Annotated in this window: 14 protein-coding genes, 1 tRNA gene and 1 pseudogene; 2 read left to right on the forward strand and 14 right to left on the reverse strand. The window is 67.4% G+C overall.

What is annotated here, in order from left to right; genetic code table 11:
* The first annotated feature begins 143 nt into the window (after positions 1-143).
* Positions 144-1,292 (forward strand): rod shape-determining protein RodA, encoded by a 1,149-nt coding sequence (rodA, locus tag G3O06_RS41545; RefSeq protein WP_039353786.1) that lies wholly within the window; start codon positions 144-146, stop codon positions 1,290-1,292.
* Between the two features lie 97 nt (positions 1,293-1,389).
* Here the strand turns inward: rodA and G3O06_RS41550 are convergent, their stop codons facing one another.
* From G3O06_RS41550 to def, 14 genes are all read right to left on the reverse strand, one after another.
* Complete coding sequence (locus G3O06_RS41550) at positions 1,390-2,166, reverse strand: tetratricopeptide repeat protein (RefSeq protein WP_174973925.1); 777 nt, start codon at positions 2,164-2,166, stop codon at positions 1,390-1,392.
* The gene (locus G3O06_RS41555) at positions 2,163-2,948 is read right to left on the reverse strand and encodes an aldolase/citrate lyase family protein (protein WP_174916644.1); all 786 of its coding nucleotides are present in this window, start codon (positions 2,946-2,948) and stop codon (positions 2,163-2,165) included. Before G3O06_RS41555 ends, G3O06_RS41550 begins: the two co-directional genes overlap by 4 nt.
* A 308-nt stretch (positions 2,949-3,256) precedes the next feature.
* Positions 3,257-3,709 (reverse strand): 6-carboxytetrahydropterin synthase QueD, encoded by a 453-nt coding sequence (gene queD / locus G3O06_RS41560; protein WP_011353563.1) that lies wholly within the window; start codon positions 3,707-3,709, stop codon positions 3,257-3,259.
* 18 nt (positions 3,710-3,727) lie between these two features.
* Positions 3,728-4,360, reverse strand: a complete 633-nt coding sequence (queE, locus tag G3O06_RS41565; RefSeq protein WP_034190231.1) for a 7-carboxy-7-deazaguanine synthase — start codon at positions 4,358-4,360, stop codon at positions 3,728-3,730.
* A 75-nt stretch (positions 4,361-4,435) separates the two neighbouring features.
* A complete protein-coding gene (queC, locus tag G3O06_RS41570) occupies positions 4,436-5,170 on the reverse strand; it encodes a 7-cyano-7-deazaguanine synthase QueC (protein ID WP_174916646.1) in 735 nt (244 codons plus the stop codon).
* A 358-nt stretch (positions 5,171-5,528) separates the two neighbouring features.
* A tRNA-Phe gene (locus tag G3O06_RS41575) sits at positions 5,529-5,604 on the reverse strand.
* Positions 5,605-5,665: 61 nt separating this feature from the next.
* A complete protein-coding gene (gene esaR / locus G3O06_RS41580; protein ID WP_174916647.1) occupies positions 5,666-6,367 on the reverse strand; it encodes a response regulator transcription factor EsaR in 702 nt (233 codons plus the stop codon).
* A complete protein-coding gene (gene esaS / locus G3O06_RS41585) occupies positions 6,368-8,782 on the reverse strand; it encodes a sensor histidine kinase EsaS (protein WP_174973919.1) in 2,415 nt (804 codons plus the stop codon).
* Complete coding sequence (locus tag G3O06_RS41590) at positions 8,772-9,362, reverse strand: DUF4390 domain-containing protein (RefSeq protein WP_174916649.1); 591 nt, start codon at positions 9,360-9,362, stop codon at positions 8,772-8,774. The genes esaS and G3O06_RS41590 overlap by 11 nt, the downstream gene beginning before the upstream one ends.
* Positions 9,359-10,750: a 16S rRNA (cytosine(967)-C(5))-methyltransferase RsmB gene (rsmB, locus tag G3O06_RS41595; protein ID WP_205819559.1), complete on the reverse strand. Its 1,392-nt coding sequence runs from the start codon at positions 10,748-10,750 to the stop codon at positions 9,359-9,361. Before rsmB ends, G3O06_RS41590 begins: the two co-directional genes overlap by 4 nt.
* A 226-nt stretch (positions 10,751-10,976) precedes the next feature.
* Positions 10,977-11,834, reverse strand: a complete 858-nt coding sequence (htpX, locus tag G3O06_RS41600; RefSeq protein ID WP_011353570.1) for a zinc metalloprotease HtpX — start codon at positions 11,832-11,834, stop codon at positions 10,977-10,979.
* Positions 11,835-11,935: 101 nt separating this feature from the next.
* Positions 11,936-12,571 carry a LysE family translocator gene (locus G3O06_RS41605; protein WP_174916651.1) on the reverse strand — a complete coding sequence of 212 codons (636 nt, stop codon included), beginning with the start codon at positions 12,569-12,571 and terminating at the stop codon, positions 11,936-11,938.
* A 120-nt stretch (positions 12,572-12,691) separates the two neighbouring features.
* Positions 12,692-13,675: a methionyl-tRNA formyltransferase gene (gene fmt / locus G3O06_RS41610; protein WP_205819560.1), complete on the reverse strand. Its 984-nt coding sequence runs from the start codon at positions 13,673-13,675 to the stop codon at positions 12,692-12,694.
* Between the two features lie 34 nt (positions 13,676-13,709).
* Positions 13,710-14,213 (reverse strand): peptide deformylase, encoded by a 504-nt coding sequence (gene def / locus G3O06_RS41615; protein WP_011353573.1) that lies wholly within the window; start codon positions 14,211-14,213, stop codon positions 13,710-13,712.
* Positions 14,214-14,284: 71 nt separating this feature from the next.
* Here def and G3O06_RS49410 point away from each other — a divergent pair.
* A pseudogene (locus tag G3O06_RS49410) lies at positions 14,285-14,563 on the forward strand (DNA-protecting protein DprA); the annotation flags it as partial.
* Positions 14,564-14,585: the final 22 nt, after the last annotated feature.

A 14,585-nucleotide genomic window follows, 5' to 3' on the forward strand; every position in this document is an offset into this window, starting at 1 on the left:
CCGCCGATCCGGCGCCCGCACCGGCCACGCCGGCCCGCCAGCGACGCGCAGCCGCTCGTCGCCACGCCGCGCGACGACAATCACCGTGCAACGGCCCCCGCGAAGGCGGCGGACGCCGGCACCGCTCATTAACGGAGAAAGGCATGCAATTCGACAAGCGCGCCTGGCTCGACAAGATCAAGCAGATGTTCGCGGGCTTCGACCGCCCGCTCGCCCTCATCGTGTTCCTGCTGCTGTGCGTCGGCATCGTCACGCTGTACAGCGCGGCGATCGACATGCCGGGCCGCGTCGAGGACCAGTTGCGCAACATCCTGCTGACGTTCGTGCTGATGTGGGTGATCGCCAACATCCCGCCAACGACGCTGATGCGCTTCGCGGTCCCGCTCTACACATTCGGGGTCGCGCTATTGGTCGCGGTCGCGCTGTTCGGGATGACCAAGAAGGGCGCGAAGCGCTGGCTGAATGTCGGCGTCGTGATCCAGCCGTCGGAAATCCTCAAGATCGCGACACCGCTGATGCTCGCGTGGTACTACCAGCGCCGCGAAGGCGGGCTGCGCTGGTACGACTTCATCGCCGCGTTCGGGATCCTGCTGGTGCCGGTCGGGCTGATCGCGAAGCAGCCCGACCTCGGCACGGGCCTGCTCGTGTTCGCGGCCGGCTTCTTCGTGATCTACCTCGCCGGCCTGTCGTTCAAGCTGATCGTGCCGGTGCTCGTCGCGGGCGTGATCGCGGTCGGCTCGATCGCCGTGTTCGAAGAACGCATCTGCCAGCCCGAAGTGCAGTGGCCGCTGATGCACGATTACCAGAAGCACCGCGTGTGTACGCTGCTCGACCCGACTTCCGACCCGCTCGGCAAGGGCTTCCACACGATCCAGGCCGTGATCGCGATCGGCTCGGGCGGCGTGCTCGGCAAGGGCTACCTGAAAGGCACGCAGGCGCACCTCGAATTCATTCCGGAAAAGCACACCGACTTCATCTTCGCGGTGTTCTCCGAGGAGTGGGGGCTCGTCGGCGGGCTTGTGCTGCTGACGCTGTACATGGCGCTGATCGCGCGCGGGCTCTATATCGCCGCGCAGGGCGCGACACTGTTCGGCCGCCTGCTCGCGGGCTCGCTCACGCTCGCGTTCTTCGTCTATGCGTTCGTGAACATCGGGATGGTGAGCGGCGTGCTGCCGGTCGTCGGCGTGCCGCTGCCGTTCATGAGCTATGGCGGCACCGCGCTCACGACGCTCGGCATCGCGATCGGGATGATCATGAGCGTCGGGCGGCAGCGGCGGTTGATGAAGAGCTGACCGCGACACGCATCGCACAAAGAAAAACGGCGCCTCGGCGCCGTTTTTTTCGACCTCGGATAGCTAACGCGACCGCACTTCGCAGCGCGGTCCCCGCTCACGGCGGCGGTGCATGCGCCCCGCCCGGCTCCGCGCCGGCACCCGATGCCGGCCCCTGCGCCTTCAGCCGCGCGCTCAACTCCTTGAATTTCAGCCCGGCCGTCTCGTCGCCCTGCGCGGCCGCCGCCGCGTAATACGCCCGTGCGATGTTCAGGTTCTGCGCGACGCCGTCGCCGCCGCGCTCGTAGAACGAAGCGGTCACGTATTGCGCGGTCGGCTCGCCCGCGTCGGCGGCCTGCTTGTACCACGCGAACGCCTGCCGGTTGTCGCGCGGCGTGCCGCGCCCGTCGAGGAACTGGTTCGCGAGCGACAGCTCGGCCTGCACATGCCCCTGCTTCGCCGCCCGCAGGAACCAGCGATGCGCCTCGGCCGGATCGCGCGCGACGAACTCGCCGTCGTCGAACATCCGGCCGTACACGTACTGCGCATGCGACATGTTCGCGTCGGCCGCGCGCTTCAGCCAGCGCAGCCCTTCGTCGACGTTCGCGGTCACGCCTTCGCCCGTCAGCAGCATCATCGCGTAGTTGAATTGCGCGAGACGATCGCCACGTTCGGCCGCGTCGCGGAACTGCACCAGCGCCGCGCGATAGTCGCCGGCGTTGTAGTCGGCAACCGCCGATTGCGTCACGTGCGACGGATCGGGCTTCGCTTGCGGCGCGCCCTGCGCGGCGACAGCGATACACACGCACCACAGGCCGAGCATCACGCCCAACTGCCCGCGCCCCCCGGTCACACCCTGCGCGCGCCCACGGCACGCGCCATCGCCACCGTTCATGACCGAACCTCCTGCAGCGCCTGCCGCGTTGCGCGCAACAGCCAGCTTACGTCGGCCGACAGCGTGATCATCCGGTAGCCGGCCTCGCGATACTGGCGCGCGGCCGCCGTATCGCCCGCGAAGATGCCGACCGCGACGCCGGCCTGCCGGCCGGCCGCGAGCACGCGCGCCATCGCGGTTTCGACGTCCGGGTGGCGGATGTCGCCGAGATGCCCGAGGCTCGCCGCGAGATCGGCCGGGCCGACGAACAGGCAGTCGATACCGGGCAGCGCCGCAATCCGCTCGACTTCGTCGACGCCGCGCGCCGATTCGATCTGCACGATCACCGCGACCTGCGCGTTCGCCGTCTGCACGTAGTCGCGGCGCATCCCGAACGCCGCCGCGCGCACCATGCCAGCGACGCCGCGCAGCCCGTCCGGCGAATCGGGCGACGGATAGCGCGTGAGCCGCACCGCATGCGCGGCATCGTCCGGCGTCTCGATACTTGGAAACATCAGCGTGCGCGCGCCCGCATCGAGCGCGCGCTTCACGAGCCACGGCTCGCGCGCCGGCACGCGCACGACCGGCTCGCTCGGCAGATGGGCGGCGGCGATCGCGCGCAACTGCGATGCAACATCGCGGCTGTCGTTCGGCGCGTGCTCCATGTCGATGCAGAGCCAGTCGTAGCCGGCATGCGCGAGCGCTTCCGCGGCCGAGTCGCTGCCGAGCGACAGCCACAGACCGTACAGCGGCTCGTCGCCGTCGCGCAGGCGTTGTTTGAGGGAATTGGTGAGCGTGCTCATCGATACGGCCTCCTGGACGGAACGGCAATCGAACGGGACAAGCAACGGGCAAAGCGGAGCGCGACACGCCGGGCGGTGCAGCACGGCGGCGCCAGGACCGGGCCCTGGAACGTTGGTCGGCCGTGGACGGCCGATCTGACAACGCCGGCCGCACGATGGCGCACGGCTGCGTTTTTCGGCGCCACGCAACGATCATAGCGCGGCGTTACGCGGAATGTGGGAACGGACGGGGAGCGCGGCGGGACGAGGCCGCAGGGTGCTGCGGCAGGCAGCCCGCGCCGGCTGGCGGGGCTACCGGGAAGGCGGGATCAGCGGCCGGGCTGGCGCTCGACGTCGGCCCAGCAGTTCGGCGTTTCGTACAGGCGCACGCGCTCGAGGCGCAGGTTCACGCCGTAGTGCGCGTCGTACACGTTCGCGAGGATGTCGAACGCGATCGCCGCGAGGTTCTCGACGGTCGGGATCCGGTCGATCACGACGGTCTTGTGGTCGGCCATCTGCTCGAGGAACGAGCGCACGACGTCGTCGCGCGCATAGACCAGGAACGCGTGGTCCCACTTGCCGACGAGGTGCTCCATCGCGAGCGCCTTCACGTCGGCGAAATCCATCACCATGCCGCGGTCGGGCGCCCCCTCGGTATCGACGAGATCGCCGCGCAGCGTGACTTCGAGCACGTAGCGATGGCCATGCAGGTTCCGGCACTGGCTGCGGTGATCGGGAATGCGGTGGCCCGCGTCGAATTCGAGTTTTCGGGTAATCAGCACGATGTCAAAAGCCGGGGCTCAGGGAATGTTCAGATATTTGTGGGTCTGCATCGACAGCCGCCACTGCGGATGACGCTTGCACCAGTCGATCGCGAGCTTCGTATTGAGGTCGCGCGACGGGCCGTCCATCGGCTGGACGAGGAAATACTCGAAGTCGAGCTTCGCGTAGTCGGCCAGCCGCTGGTTGTCCTGCGGGATCACGACCTTCAGCTCGTTGCCCTTCGTGACGACGAGCGGTGCGTCGGCCTTCGGGCTCACGCAGATCCAGTCGATCGATTCGAGCACCGGCAGCGAGCCGTTGGTCTCGATCGCGATCTCGAAGCCGGCCGCGTGCAGCGCGTCGACGAGCGGCTGGTCGAGCTGCAGCATCGGCTCGCCGCCCGTGCAGACGACGAAGCGGTGCGCCTCGCCCTCCGGCCACAGGCCGGCGATCGTCGCGACGAGCGCGTCGGCGTCCTTGAACTTGCCGCCGTTCTCGCCGTCGGTGCCGACGAAGTCGGTATCGCAGAAGCGGCACACGGCCTCCGCACGATCCTCTTCGCGGCCCGACCACAGGTTGCAGCCGGCGAACCGGCAGAACACGGCCGGCCGGCCCGCGTTCGCGCCCTCGCCCTGCAACGTGTAGAAAATTTCCTTAACCGCGTAAGTCATCGTCCTTCGTCCGGCTCGCGCCGCTCGTTGTCGATCAGAATCCGTTAATCACCAGGCGCTGCCGTTGCGGCTGCATCACAGCGGCGCTTCGGTCACCCGCTCGCCCTTCAGGTAGGCCTCGTAGCCGCGCTTGCGCAGCTTGCAGGCCGGGCATTCGCCGCAGCCGAAGCCCCAGTCGTGCAGTTCCGCGCGCTCGCCCACGTAGCACGTGTGCGTCTGAACGCGGATCAGTTCAACGAGCGCTTCGCCGCCGAGCTGTTCGGCGAGTTGCCAGGTCTGCGCCTTGTCGAGCCACATCAGCGGCGTCTCGAGCACGACGCGAGTATCCATCCCGAGATTCAACGCGACCTGCAGCGCCTTCATCGTGTCGTCGCGGCAGTCGGGATAGCCCGAGAAATCCGTCTCGCACATCCCGCCGACCAGCACGCGCAGCCCGCGGCGATAGGCGATCGCCGCGGCGATCGTCATGAACATCAGGTTGCGGCCCGGCACGAACGTGTTCGGCAGGCCGTTCGCCGCCGTCTCGATCTCGATCGTGCGCGTCATCGCGGTATCGCTGATCGCGCCGAGCACCGACAGGTCGATCATGTGATCGTCGCCGAGCCGCTCCGACCATGCGGGAAACTCACGCTTCAACGCTTCGCGCACGCCTTCGCGACATTCGAGCTCGACGCGGTGACGCTGGCCGTAATCGAAGCCGAGCGTCTCGACCGTCTGGTAGCGTTCGAGGGCCCATGCCACGCACGTGGCCGAGTCCTGCCCGCCGGAAAACAACACGAGCGCGCCGTCTTTAGCGTCTGTCCGAATCACCGTGATACTCCGTGAATGTGTAGGCTCGCGTCGCGCTGCGCCCCGGGGCCGGCTGCCGCCGGGCGGCCCGACGCGTGCCGGCCTGAGCCGGCTCGACCAGTATAGGCAGCGCAATCGGCCGCGAACGCGGCGGAGCGCTTATACCGCCCATCGCGCGGCATCGTTGCCGCGCGCCACGGCGGTGCCACGCTGGCAGCCTGCCGTGCGCATGAAGCGATGCGCTAAGTTATTGAGCGGACACGGATTTTATCATGCCCTCACGAATACTGCCGGGCATGCCACCCCACGCCACTCATGACGCAAACCTCACCACAAACGAAAAACCCCAAGAACCTTCCGATTCTTGGGGTTTTAATTCTGGTGGCCTGGGTCGGAATCGAACCAACGACACGCGGATTTTCAATCCGCTGCTCTACCAACTGAGCTACCGGGCCAACGAAGAAGAGAAAGTATATCCACCCTTCGTTACTTGATCAAGTACTTTCACGAAATATTTTATACGGCGCCTTCGGACGGCTTCTTGCCGAGCTCGACACCGAGCTGCTTGAGCTTGCGATACAGGTGCGTGCGCTCGAGGCCCGTCTTCTCCGCGACGCGCGTCATGCTGCCGTTTTCGCGTGCGAGGTGATATTCGAAGTACGCACGCTCGAACGCATCGCGCGCTTCGCGCAACGGGATGTCGAACGGGATCGCGGCCGTCTGGCCCGCGAGGCCGAGTGCCGAAGCCATGTCGTCGCCGAGCGTCGGCAGCGCGGCCGCGGACGCAACCGCCGCGGGCCCCGTCGCCTGCCCTGCGCCGGCCTTTGCCGCCGCGTTCGCGGACACCGGTGCCGCGCCGCGTGCGAGACCGTGCTCGACGGACTTCAGCAGCTTCTGCAGGGCGATGGGCTTCTCGAGGAAATCGAGCGCGCCGATCTTCGTCGCCTCGACGGCCGTATCGATCGTCGCGTGCCCGGACATCATGATCACGGGCATCGTCAGCAGCCCTTGCGCCGCCCACTCCTTGAGCAACGTCACGCCGTCGGTATCGGGCATCCAGATATCGAGCAGCACGAGATCGGGCGCCTGATTCAACCGGTATTCCCGCGCGGCCTGCGCGTTCTCCGCTGCCTCGACGACATGTCCTTCATCGCTGAGGATCTCCGAGAGCAATTCCCGGATGCCCATTTCATCATCTACCACCAGGATGGTTGCCATTTACGCTGCCTTTGTCTGCTCACTTGCTTTTGTCTTGGCGGGGGCCGCCCCGTCCTGCACGCCCGATTCGGCGCCTGGCGCATCGCTCGCCATCTGCAGGAACAGGATCGACACCTGCGCACCCTCGACGGTCTCGCCATGCATGCGATTGCGCAGATCGATCCGCGCACCGTGCTCATCGACGATTTTCTTGACCGTGGCCAACCCCAAACCCGTGCCCTTCGCCTTCGTCGTCACATAAGGCTCGAACGCGCGGGTCAGGATGCGCGCCGGAAAACCGGGCCCGTTGTCGGACACGGTAAGACGTACCGCGACGCGCGTTTTGCCCTCGGCGTCGGGATCGCCATATTCTACTGTCTTGGTTTCGATCAACACACGCGGATGCGCCGACTCCGCGACCGAATCCTGCGCATTCTGCAGCAGGTTGTGAATCACCTGGCGCAATTGCGTCGCGTCACCGCGTATCACCGGCAGCGACGGCGCGAGCTCGGCGACGATCGCGCTCTTGCCTTCGCCCACACCGTACAGCCCGAGCACCTCGCTCGCCAGTTCGTTCAACTGCAGGTTCGCGAGCACCGCCGGCGGCGTGCGCGCGTATTCGCGGAAATCGTCGACCATCCGCTTCATCGCGGCCACCTGGTTGACGATCATCGTCGCGCCGCGCTTGAGCACATCGGCGTCGGACGGTGCGAGCTTGTCGGACAGCTTCATCTGCAGCCGCTCCGCCGACAGCTGAATCGGCGTCAGCGGATTCTTGATCTCGTGCGCGAGCCGGCGCGCGACCTCGCCCCACGCGACCGAACGCTGCGCGGAAATCACGTCGGAGATGTCGTCGAACACGACGACGTAACCGGAAGTCTGCGGATCGTCGGCCTGCCCTTCGACCGTCGACACGAGGCGCGTGCCGCGCACGAGCAAGGTCAACGGATCGGATTCTCCCGGCACCTCGATCGCGAACTGCTGTTGCCAGTGGCCGCGATCGCCGCTGGCGCCGTCGGACGCCGCCTCGCGATCGGCGAACGCCTTGCGCACCATCGCACCGAACCCGGCGGCCACGCCGATCCGGTCGAGCGTCGTGCCGATCAGCGCGTTGAACGGCTGCCGGAAGATCCGCTCGGCGCCGCGATTGGCCGTCGTCAGCCGGAACTGGCGGTCGAGCACGAACACGCCGGCCGTCAGGTTCGCGAGGATGCTCTCGAGATACGTCTTCGAATGCTCGAGCGCGACGCGATTCTTCTCCACCGCGAGCCGCGCCTCGGACAACTGGCGCGTCATCGCGTTGAACGACTGCGTGAGGAAGCCCAGCTCGTCGCGCGTCTTGATCTCGCGCTTCGGCGTGTAGTCGCCTTCCGCAACCTCCTTCGTGCCCTGCGCGAGCAGGAACAGCGGCCGCGCGAGCTGCTGGCCGAGCGCGAGCGCGAGCATCATCGCGATGAAGGTCGCGAGGAACAGCGCGAGCGTCAGCGTACCGATGTACATCTTGCGCAGCCCCGTACGGCCGAGCGACTTTTCCTGGTACTCGCGATACGCGCGCTGCACGGCGTCCGCGTTGTGGGCCAGGGTGGGCGGCACCGGCTGCGTGAGCTGCAGGAAGCGTTCCGCCGGCTGCAGCAGCGCCGTTGATGCATCGGGAATCGGCCGCACGACGCGCAACCGCAGCGCGCCCTTCGCGCCGTGTGCGCGCGGGTCGCCGTCGACTTCACCCTCGATCGCCGCGTACGCGCCGTGTTCACGCGCCTGGTTCAGCATCAGCGGCGTCGGCAAATCGTCCGGAATCAGCGCCGCGAAATTGCCCGACGCCTGCGCGACGATGTGCAGGTCGGGCGCCGCACCCGAGCCGCCGCGGCTCGGCTCGACGATCGTCGCGTCCTGCACGCCGAACTGGTCGCGCAGCCGCAGCAGCGTGAGCGTCGTGCCGTTCGTGTTCGCATCGACGCTCGCGAGCTGGTCGGACATCAGCCGCGCCTTCGTCTGCAGATCGGACAGCGAAGCATCGAGCATCCCGCGGCCGAGGTTCAGGCCTGCCGTCAGCGCCGTCTCGACGTTCACGTCGAACCACGATTCGATGCTGCGCGACACGAACTGGTACGACACGATGTAGATGATCCCGCCCGGCACCACGCCGACGAGCGCGAAGAACACCGCGAGCTTCGCGAGCAGCCGCGTGCCGAACTTGCCCTTCCTCAGGCGCACGACGATCATCCCGATCAGCCCGAGCACCACGAGCAGGAACACGAGTGCGACGACGATGTTCGTCGCATACAGCCACGAGTAGTAGCGGTCGAAGAATTCGGTGTTCGCGCTCGCGGCCGCGAGCAGCACGAGCAGCAGCAGCGCAGTGAGCGCGACGGTCGAGACGATCACGCGAACGAGGAGGCTTTTCCCGCTGGCCGCGCGGCGCACTTTATTTAGCACGTTCGGTCACCGTGAAGTTGAAGCGCTTCCAGTCCGACCCGAGCGTCCAGTCGCGGTTGTTCACGGCATCGACCTGGAACGGCTTCGGCATCAGCGCCGTATCGAGCTGCATCCGCACCGATGCCGTATAGGTTTCACCCGAGCGCACCTGGTTGCGGTCGATCACGTGCCACGACGTGATGTGCCTGATGACCGCGAGCGCGTCCTTCAACGACGGGAAACCGAGCTGCAGGCCGCCCGTCGACACGCGATACTCACGCGTGAGCGGCTGGAACGACAGGCGGATCGTCTGCGTCACCGTCACCGGCTGCTCGTCGAACCAGTACCAGCGCGCACGGCTCAACTCGAAGTCGGTCGTGAAATAAAGCGGGATGCCTTTGTTGACGGCATCCTCGAGGCTCGGGTTCAGTTCGAAATCGAAGCGGGCGTCGAGGGCCCAGCCGCTTCCGTCGGCCTGGAGCGACGCGCGCTGCACGGCGACCGACTCGGCATGCGCCGGCCGGACGACAGCCAGGCACAGCATCAACGCGACCATCAGGACGGCCGCGAGCCGAAGTGGAAAAAGGTGTTTGATCGTCACCGTTTCTGAAACCGCGCGTAGAAAAATCCGTCGTGATCGGTGTTCTGGTCGAGTGCGCCGGCGGCCGCCCCTCCCTGCACTCCGCCCGGCAGCAGCTGGCCCGGGGCGTCCAATCGTACCGCATCTTCACAGGCCGCTTCAAACCAGCGGGCCTGCAATTCGCCTTCTTCGGGGAAGACCGAACAGGTCACGTAAAGCAGTTCGCCGCCCGGCTTCACGAGCGGCCACAATGCCGACAGGATGCGGCGCTGTTCCGTGACGAGCGCCGGGATGTCGGCCTCGCGGCGCAGCCAGCGAATGTCGGGGTGCCGACGCACGATGCCGGATGCCGAGCACGGCACGTCGGCGAGGATGCGGTCGAACGGGCGGCCGTCGTACCACGCGTCGGGTGCACCCGCGTCGCCGACGCGCACGTCTGCTTCGAGCGACAGCCGCACGAGGTTCTCGCCGATCCGCGCCGCACGCGCGGCGTCGCTTTCCAGTGCAACGACTTCCGCATCGGCGAGTTCGAGAATATGGCCGGTCTTGCCGCCGGGCGCCGCGCACGCATCGAGCACGCGCATGCCGTCGCGCGCGCCAAGCCATTCGGCTGCGAGCTGCGCGCCGGCGTCCTGCACCGACACGACGCCGTCGGCAAACCCCGGAATGCGATCGACCGGCAGTGCCGACGCGAGCCGCACCGCATGCCGGCCGATCGCGGTCGCTTCGATCCCGTTCGCGCGCAGCGTATCGAGATACGCGTCGACGCTCGCGCGACGCGCATTCACGCGCAGCGTCAGCGGCCCCTGGCGCTCGCCGGCTGCGAGGATCGCCTGCCATGCGTCGGGCCAGGCGCGCTTCACCGAATCGACCCACCACGCACGGTAGTTCCAGCGCGCGACGACATCGTCCTGCAGCGCCGCGACGAGCGCATCGCGCTCGCGCAAGAAACGGCGCAGCACCGCGTTGACCATCCCCTTCGCGAACGCGCATTCGCGACGCGAGCCGATCACGGTCACGGCCTGGTCGACCACCGTGAACGCCGGATACGCGGCCTCGTCCGCCGGGTCGAGCAGCAGCGCGAACGCGCCGGCAAGTACTGCGTGCACGTGCGCGGGCGGCGCCTTGCTGACGAGCCGGCCGATCAGCCAGTCCGCACTGCCGAGGCGGCGCATCGTCCGGTACGCGACATCCTGCGTCGCGCCGCGCGCGAGTGCCTGCGCACCGGACGGCATCTGCGCGAATACCGCCGAAAGTGCCGCCGGCAGCGCGGTGCCGCGCCGCACCGCATCGACCGCCTGCGCGGCCGAGTCGAGGGCGAAGCCGAGCGAATCGGGCGCGAGATGCAGCGCGGACAGGCGCGCCGGGCGGCCGGAAGAAGACGGAGCGGTAGAACGGGTTCGTGTCATCGGAGCAGATTCGGCAAACAGGCACGGCAAACAAATGCGGCAAACGGCGGGATCACGGCGCTCACGTGGCCCCGCGATCCCAAACCGGGCATTGTAGCGTGCGACGCCGCAGCCCCATTGGCCCCTTTACGGCGCGTACAAATGAAACACCCCGCAGCGCGAAGCGTGCGGGGTGGCGTGACGGCCCCCGCGCGGCAACTGCCGCACGGTGTGCCGTGGCTTTGGCTTAGTCGAAGCGACCGGTACGCGCCATCTCCATCAGGCGCGCGATGCGCTCCTCGGTGGCCGGGTGCGTCGAGAACAGGTTCTGCAGGCCGCCGCCGTGCAGCGGGTTCATGATCATCATCTGCGCGGTGGCCGGATGCTGCTCGGCCGCCTGGAACGGGATGCCCGCCGCATAGCGATGGATCTTGTCGAGCGCGGTCGCGAGCGACTGCGGATCGCCGGAAATCTGCGCGCCGCCGCGATCGGCCTCGAACTCGCGTGCCCGCGAAATCGCCATCTGGATCAGCGCGCCTGCGATCGGCGCGAGCAGCGCGACCGCGATACCCGCGATCGGGTTGGCCGGCCGGCCGTTCTCGTCGCGCCCGCCGAAGAACATCGCGAAGTTCGCGATTGCCGAGATCGCGCCCGCCATCGTCGCGGTGATCGTCGAGATCAGGATGTCGCGGTGCTTCACGTGTGCGAGCTCGTGCGCCATCACGCCGCGCATCTCGCGCTCCGACAGCACGCGCAGGATGCCCGTCGTCGCGGCGACCGCCGCGTGCTCGGGATTGCGGCCCGTTGCGAACGCGTTCGGCGCATCCTCGTTGATCAGGTAGACGCGCGGCATCGGCAGGTTCGCGCGCGTGGCGAGCTCGCGCACCATCCGGTAGAACTGCGGCGCCGTGTTCTCGTCGACTTCCTGCGCGTTGTACATGCGCAGCACCATCTTGTCGGAGAACCAGTACGAGAAGAAATTCATGCCGAGCGCGAACAGCAGCGCGATCGTCATGCCGCGCGAGCCGCCGATCATCCCGCCGATCACGATGAACAGGGCCGTGATCGCGGCCATCAGCATCGCCGTTTTGACCCAATTGAACATACCCACTCCTTATCCGTCAGGGGACCCGCCGCGCATCAAAGGGCGTGGCGGAAAAATTGTAAGCGATTTGTTAGATAAGGTCTTGCCGGAAAAATTCAATCTCAGCGTTGCGATGTTGCCAGACGAAGGCCGAGGCCGACGAAAGCGCTGCCGACCGTGCGGTCGAGCCACTTCTTGACGCCCGGCTTGCCGGAAAAGCGCGCCGTGACACTGCCCGCGACCCAGGCGACCAGGCTGGTCCACACCGTGCTCATCGCGACGAACACGCCGCCGAGGGTCAGGAACGCCCATGCCTTGTGCGGGCTGTCGGCCGACACGAACTGCGGGAAGAACGACACGAAGAACAGCACGACCTTCGGGTTCAGCACGTTGGTCCAGAAGCCCTGCATGAACAGTTGGCGCAGCGGCTTCGCGGCTTGCGTGGCCGCCGTGCCCGACGGCTCGGCCGCCTGCTTCGCGAGGATCATCCGCACGCCGAGGTAGATCAGGTAGGCCGCGCCGACCAGCTTGATCACCGTGAATGCTGCAGCCGACGCCGCGAGCAGCGCGGTCAGGCCGAATGCGCAGGCAAGCGCGTGAACGCAGCAGCCGGCCGAAATGCCGAATGCCGACATCAGCCCCGCGCCGCGGCCCTGCGCGACGCTGCGGCCGATGATATAGGCGGTATCGGGACCGGGCGTGACGTTCAGCAGGAAGACTGCCAGCACGAAGAAGCCGAAATGGGTGATGCCGAACATGAAAACCTCGAAACCGGAGAACGCAGGGAAATTCTACGCGCGCCTGCCGCGCCGCGCGACTCGGCCATCCGGCCGATTGCGCACGCCCGGCAGGCCGTGTCGAATGGCGGTCAGGCCGCGTCAGGCAACGTCAGTCAGCGCGAAACACTGGCCTGCGGCGAGCGGCGAGCCGGCCAGGAATTCGCGCGCGGGCAGCCGCTTGCCGCCCGGCTTCTGCAACTGCGTGACGCGCAGCGCACCGCTGCCGCATGCGACGACCACGCCTTCCGGCGCGGCTTCGACGATCGTGCCGGGCGCCGCTTCACCGCGCGCCGCCACCGGTTCGGCCGCCCACAGCTTGATCGCCGCGCCGTCGAGCGTCGCGACACCGCCCGGGAACGGATCGAACGCACGCACCTGGCGCGCGAGCACGTCGGCCGGCTTGCGCCAGTCGAGCGCCGCTTCGTGCTTGCCGATCTTTTCCGCATAGGTCACGCCGTCGGCCGGCTGCGGCGTCGCCGGCAGCGCGCCGTCGCGCTCGAGCTGCACGAGCGCGTCGACGATCAGTCGTGCGCCTTCGGCGGCAAGCCGGTCGTGCAGGGTCGCGGTCGTCTCGTCGGGTGCAATCGCGACGCGCGCTTCCTCGATCATCGCGCCGGTGTCGAGGCCGATGTCCATCTGCATCAGCGTGACGCCCGTCTCGGCGTCGCCGGCCTCGATCGCGCGGTGGATCGGCGCGGCGCCGCGCCAGCGCGGCAGCAGCGACGCGTGAATGTTGATGCAGCCGTCACGCGGAATGTCGAGCACTTCCTGCGGCAACAGCAGGCCGTACGCGGCGACCACCATCACGTCGTGCGGGGTCGAGCGCAGCAGTTCGATCGCGTCGGCCGCCTCGGCCGGGTACTTGCCCGCGCGGCGCAGCGACGGCGGCTGCGCGACGGGCATCCCGTGCTCGACGGCGTAGCGCTTCACCGCGCTCGCCTGCAGTTTCATCCCGCGCCCGGCAGGGCGATCGGGCTGGGTGAGCACGAGCGGCACCGGAAAACCGGCCTCGTGGATCGCGGCAAGGGCAGCCGCGGCGAATTCCGGCGTGCCGGCAAAAACTACGCGCAACGTATGGGTCATGACAGCGTTCGGGGTCGGGCTGGGTGAACGCGCGTCACATCGCGCGTTCGAGTTTCTTCATCTTCGTCTTGATGCGCGTCTGCTTGAGCGGCGACAGGTATTCGACGAACACGCGCCCCATCAGGTGATCCATCTCGTGCTGGACGCACACGGCCAGCAGGCCCTCGCAGTCGAGTTCGAAGGTCTCGCCCTGCTCGTTGAGCGCGCGCACGCGCACATGATCGGGACGCTCGACTTCGTCGTAGATGCCGGGCACCGACAGGCAGCCCTCTTCATAGATCTGCTTCTCGTCGCTCGACCACACGATCTCCGGGTTGATGAACGCGCGCAGCTCGTTCTTCTCCTCGGAGACGTCGATCACGATCACGCGCTCGTGCACGTCGACCTGCGTGGCCGCAAGGCCGATGCCCGGCGCCGCGTACATGGTCTCGGCCATGTCGGCGACGAGCTTGCGGATCCGGTCGTCGACCTTGTCGACGGGCTTCGCGACCTTGTGCAGCCGCTTGTCGGGGTAATGAAGAATATTGAGTAAAGCCATGGCGTTCGGTATTCGGTGGAGCGGCGTGCCGCATCGGCCATCCGGCCAGCTGGCGCTGCCGCCGGGATGCAATGAAGATGAGGCGGACGCGCGGCGAATCAATGCCGCGGATCATGCCTCCTGCAATTGGCCGGGCGCCTGCGCGCGCGGCCCTGTCGAGTATTTCGGATGATGAAAATTTTATCATGGCGCCACGCGGTTCGCTGGCCACCGCATTCGAGGGGCGCCTCATGTCGCCGCAAGCACTGACCACTTCCGCCGTGCGCGCGTGGCTGCAGCTCGCGCATGCGCCCGGCCTCGCCCCGGCCGTGCTGCAGGCACTGCTCGATGCGTTCGGCTCGCCGGCCGCATCGAGCAGTGCCTGAAGCACGG

It is taken from the genome of Burkholderia sp. Ac-20345 (genome assembly GCF_017104825.1).
In the GTDB taxonomy this organism is placed as follows: domain Bacteria; phylum Pseudomonadota; class Gammaproteobacteria; order Burkholderiales; family Burkholderiaceae; genus Burkholderia; species Burkholderia lata_B.

Coding starts and splice junctions, on each gene's coding strand:
- rodA (WP_039353786.1), top strand. CDS start 144: ATGCAATTCGACAAGCGCGCCTGGCTCGACAAGATCAAGCAGATGTTC.
- G3O06_RS41550 (WP_174973925.1), bottom strand. CDS start 2,166: ATGAACGGTGGCGATGGCGCGTGCCGTGGGCGCGCGCAGGGTGTGACC.
- G3O06_RS41555 (WP_174916644.1), bottom strand. CDS start 2,948: ATGAGCACGCTCACCAATTCCCTCAAACAACGCCTGCGCGACGGCGAC.
- queE (WP_034190231.1), bottom strand. CDS start 4,360: ATGACTTACGCGGTTAAGGAAATTTTCTACACGTTGCAGGGCGAGGGC.
- esaR (WP_174916647.1), bottom strand. CDS start 6,367: ATGGCAACCATCCTGGTGGTAGATGATGAAATGGGCATCCGGGAATTG.
- rsmB (WP_205819559.1), bottom strand. CDS start 10,750: ATGACACGAACCCGTTCTACCGCTCCGTCTTCTTCCGGCCGCCCGGCG.
- htpX (WP_011353570.1), bottom strand. CDS start 11,834: ATGTTCAATTGGGTCAAAACGGCGATGCTGATGGCCGCGATCACGGCC.
- G3O06_RS41605 (WP_174916651.1), bottom strand. CDS start 12,571: ATGTTCGGCATCACCCATTTCGGCTTCTTCGTGCTGGCAGTCTTCCTG.
- fmt (WP_205819560.1), bottom strand. CDS start 13,675: ATGACCCATACGTTGCGCGTAGTTTTTGCCGGCACGCCGGAATTCGCC.
- def (WP_011353573.1), bottom strand. CDS start 14,213: ATGGCTTTACTCAATATTCTTCATTACCCCGACAAGCGGCTGCACAAG.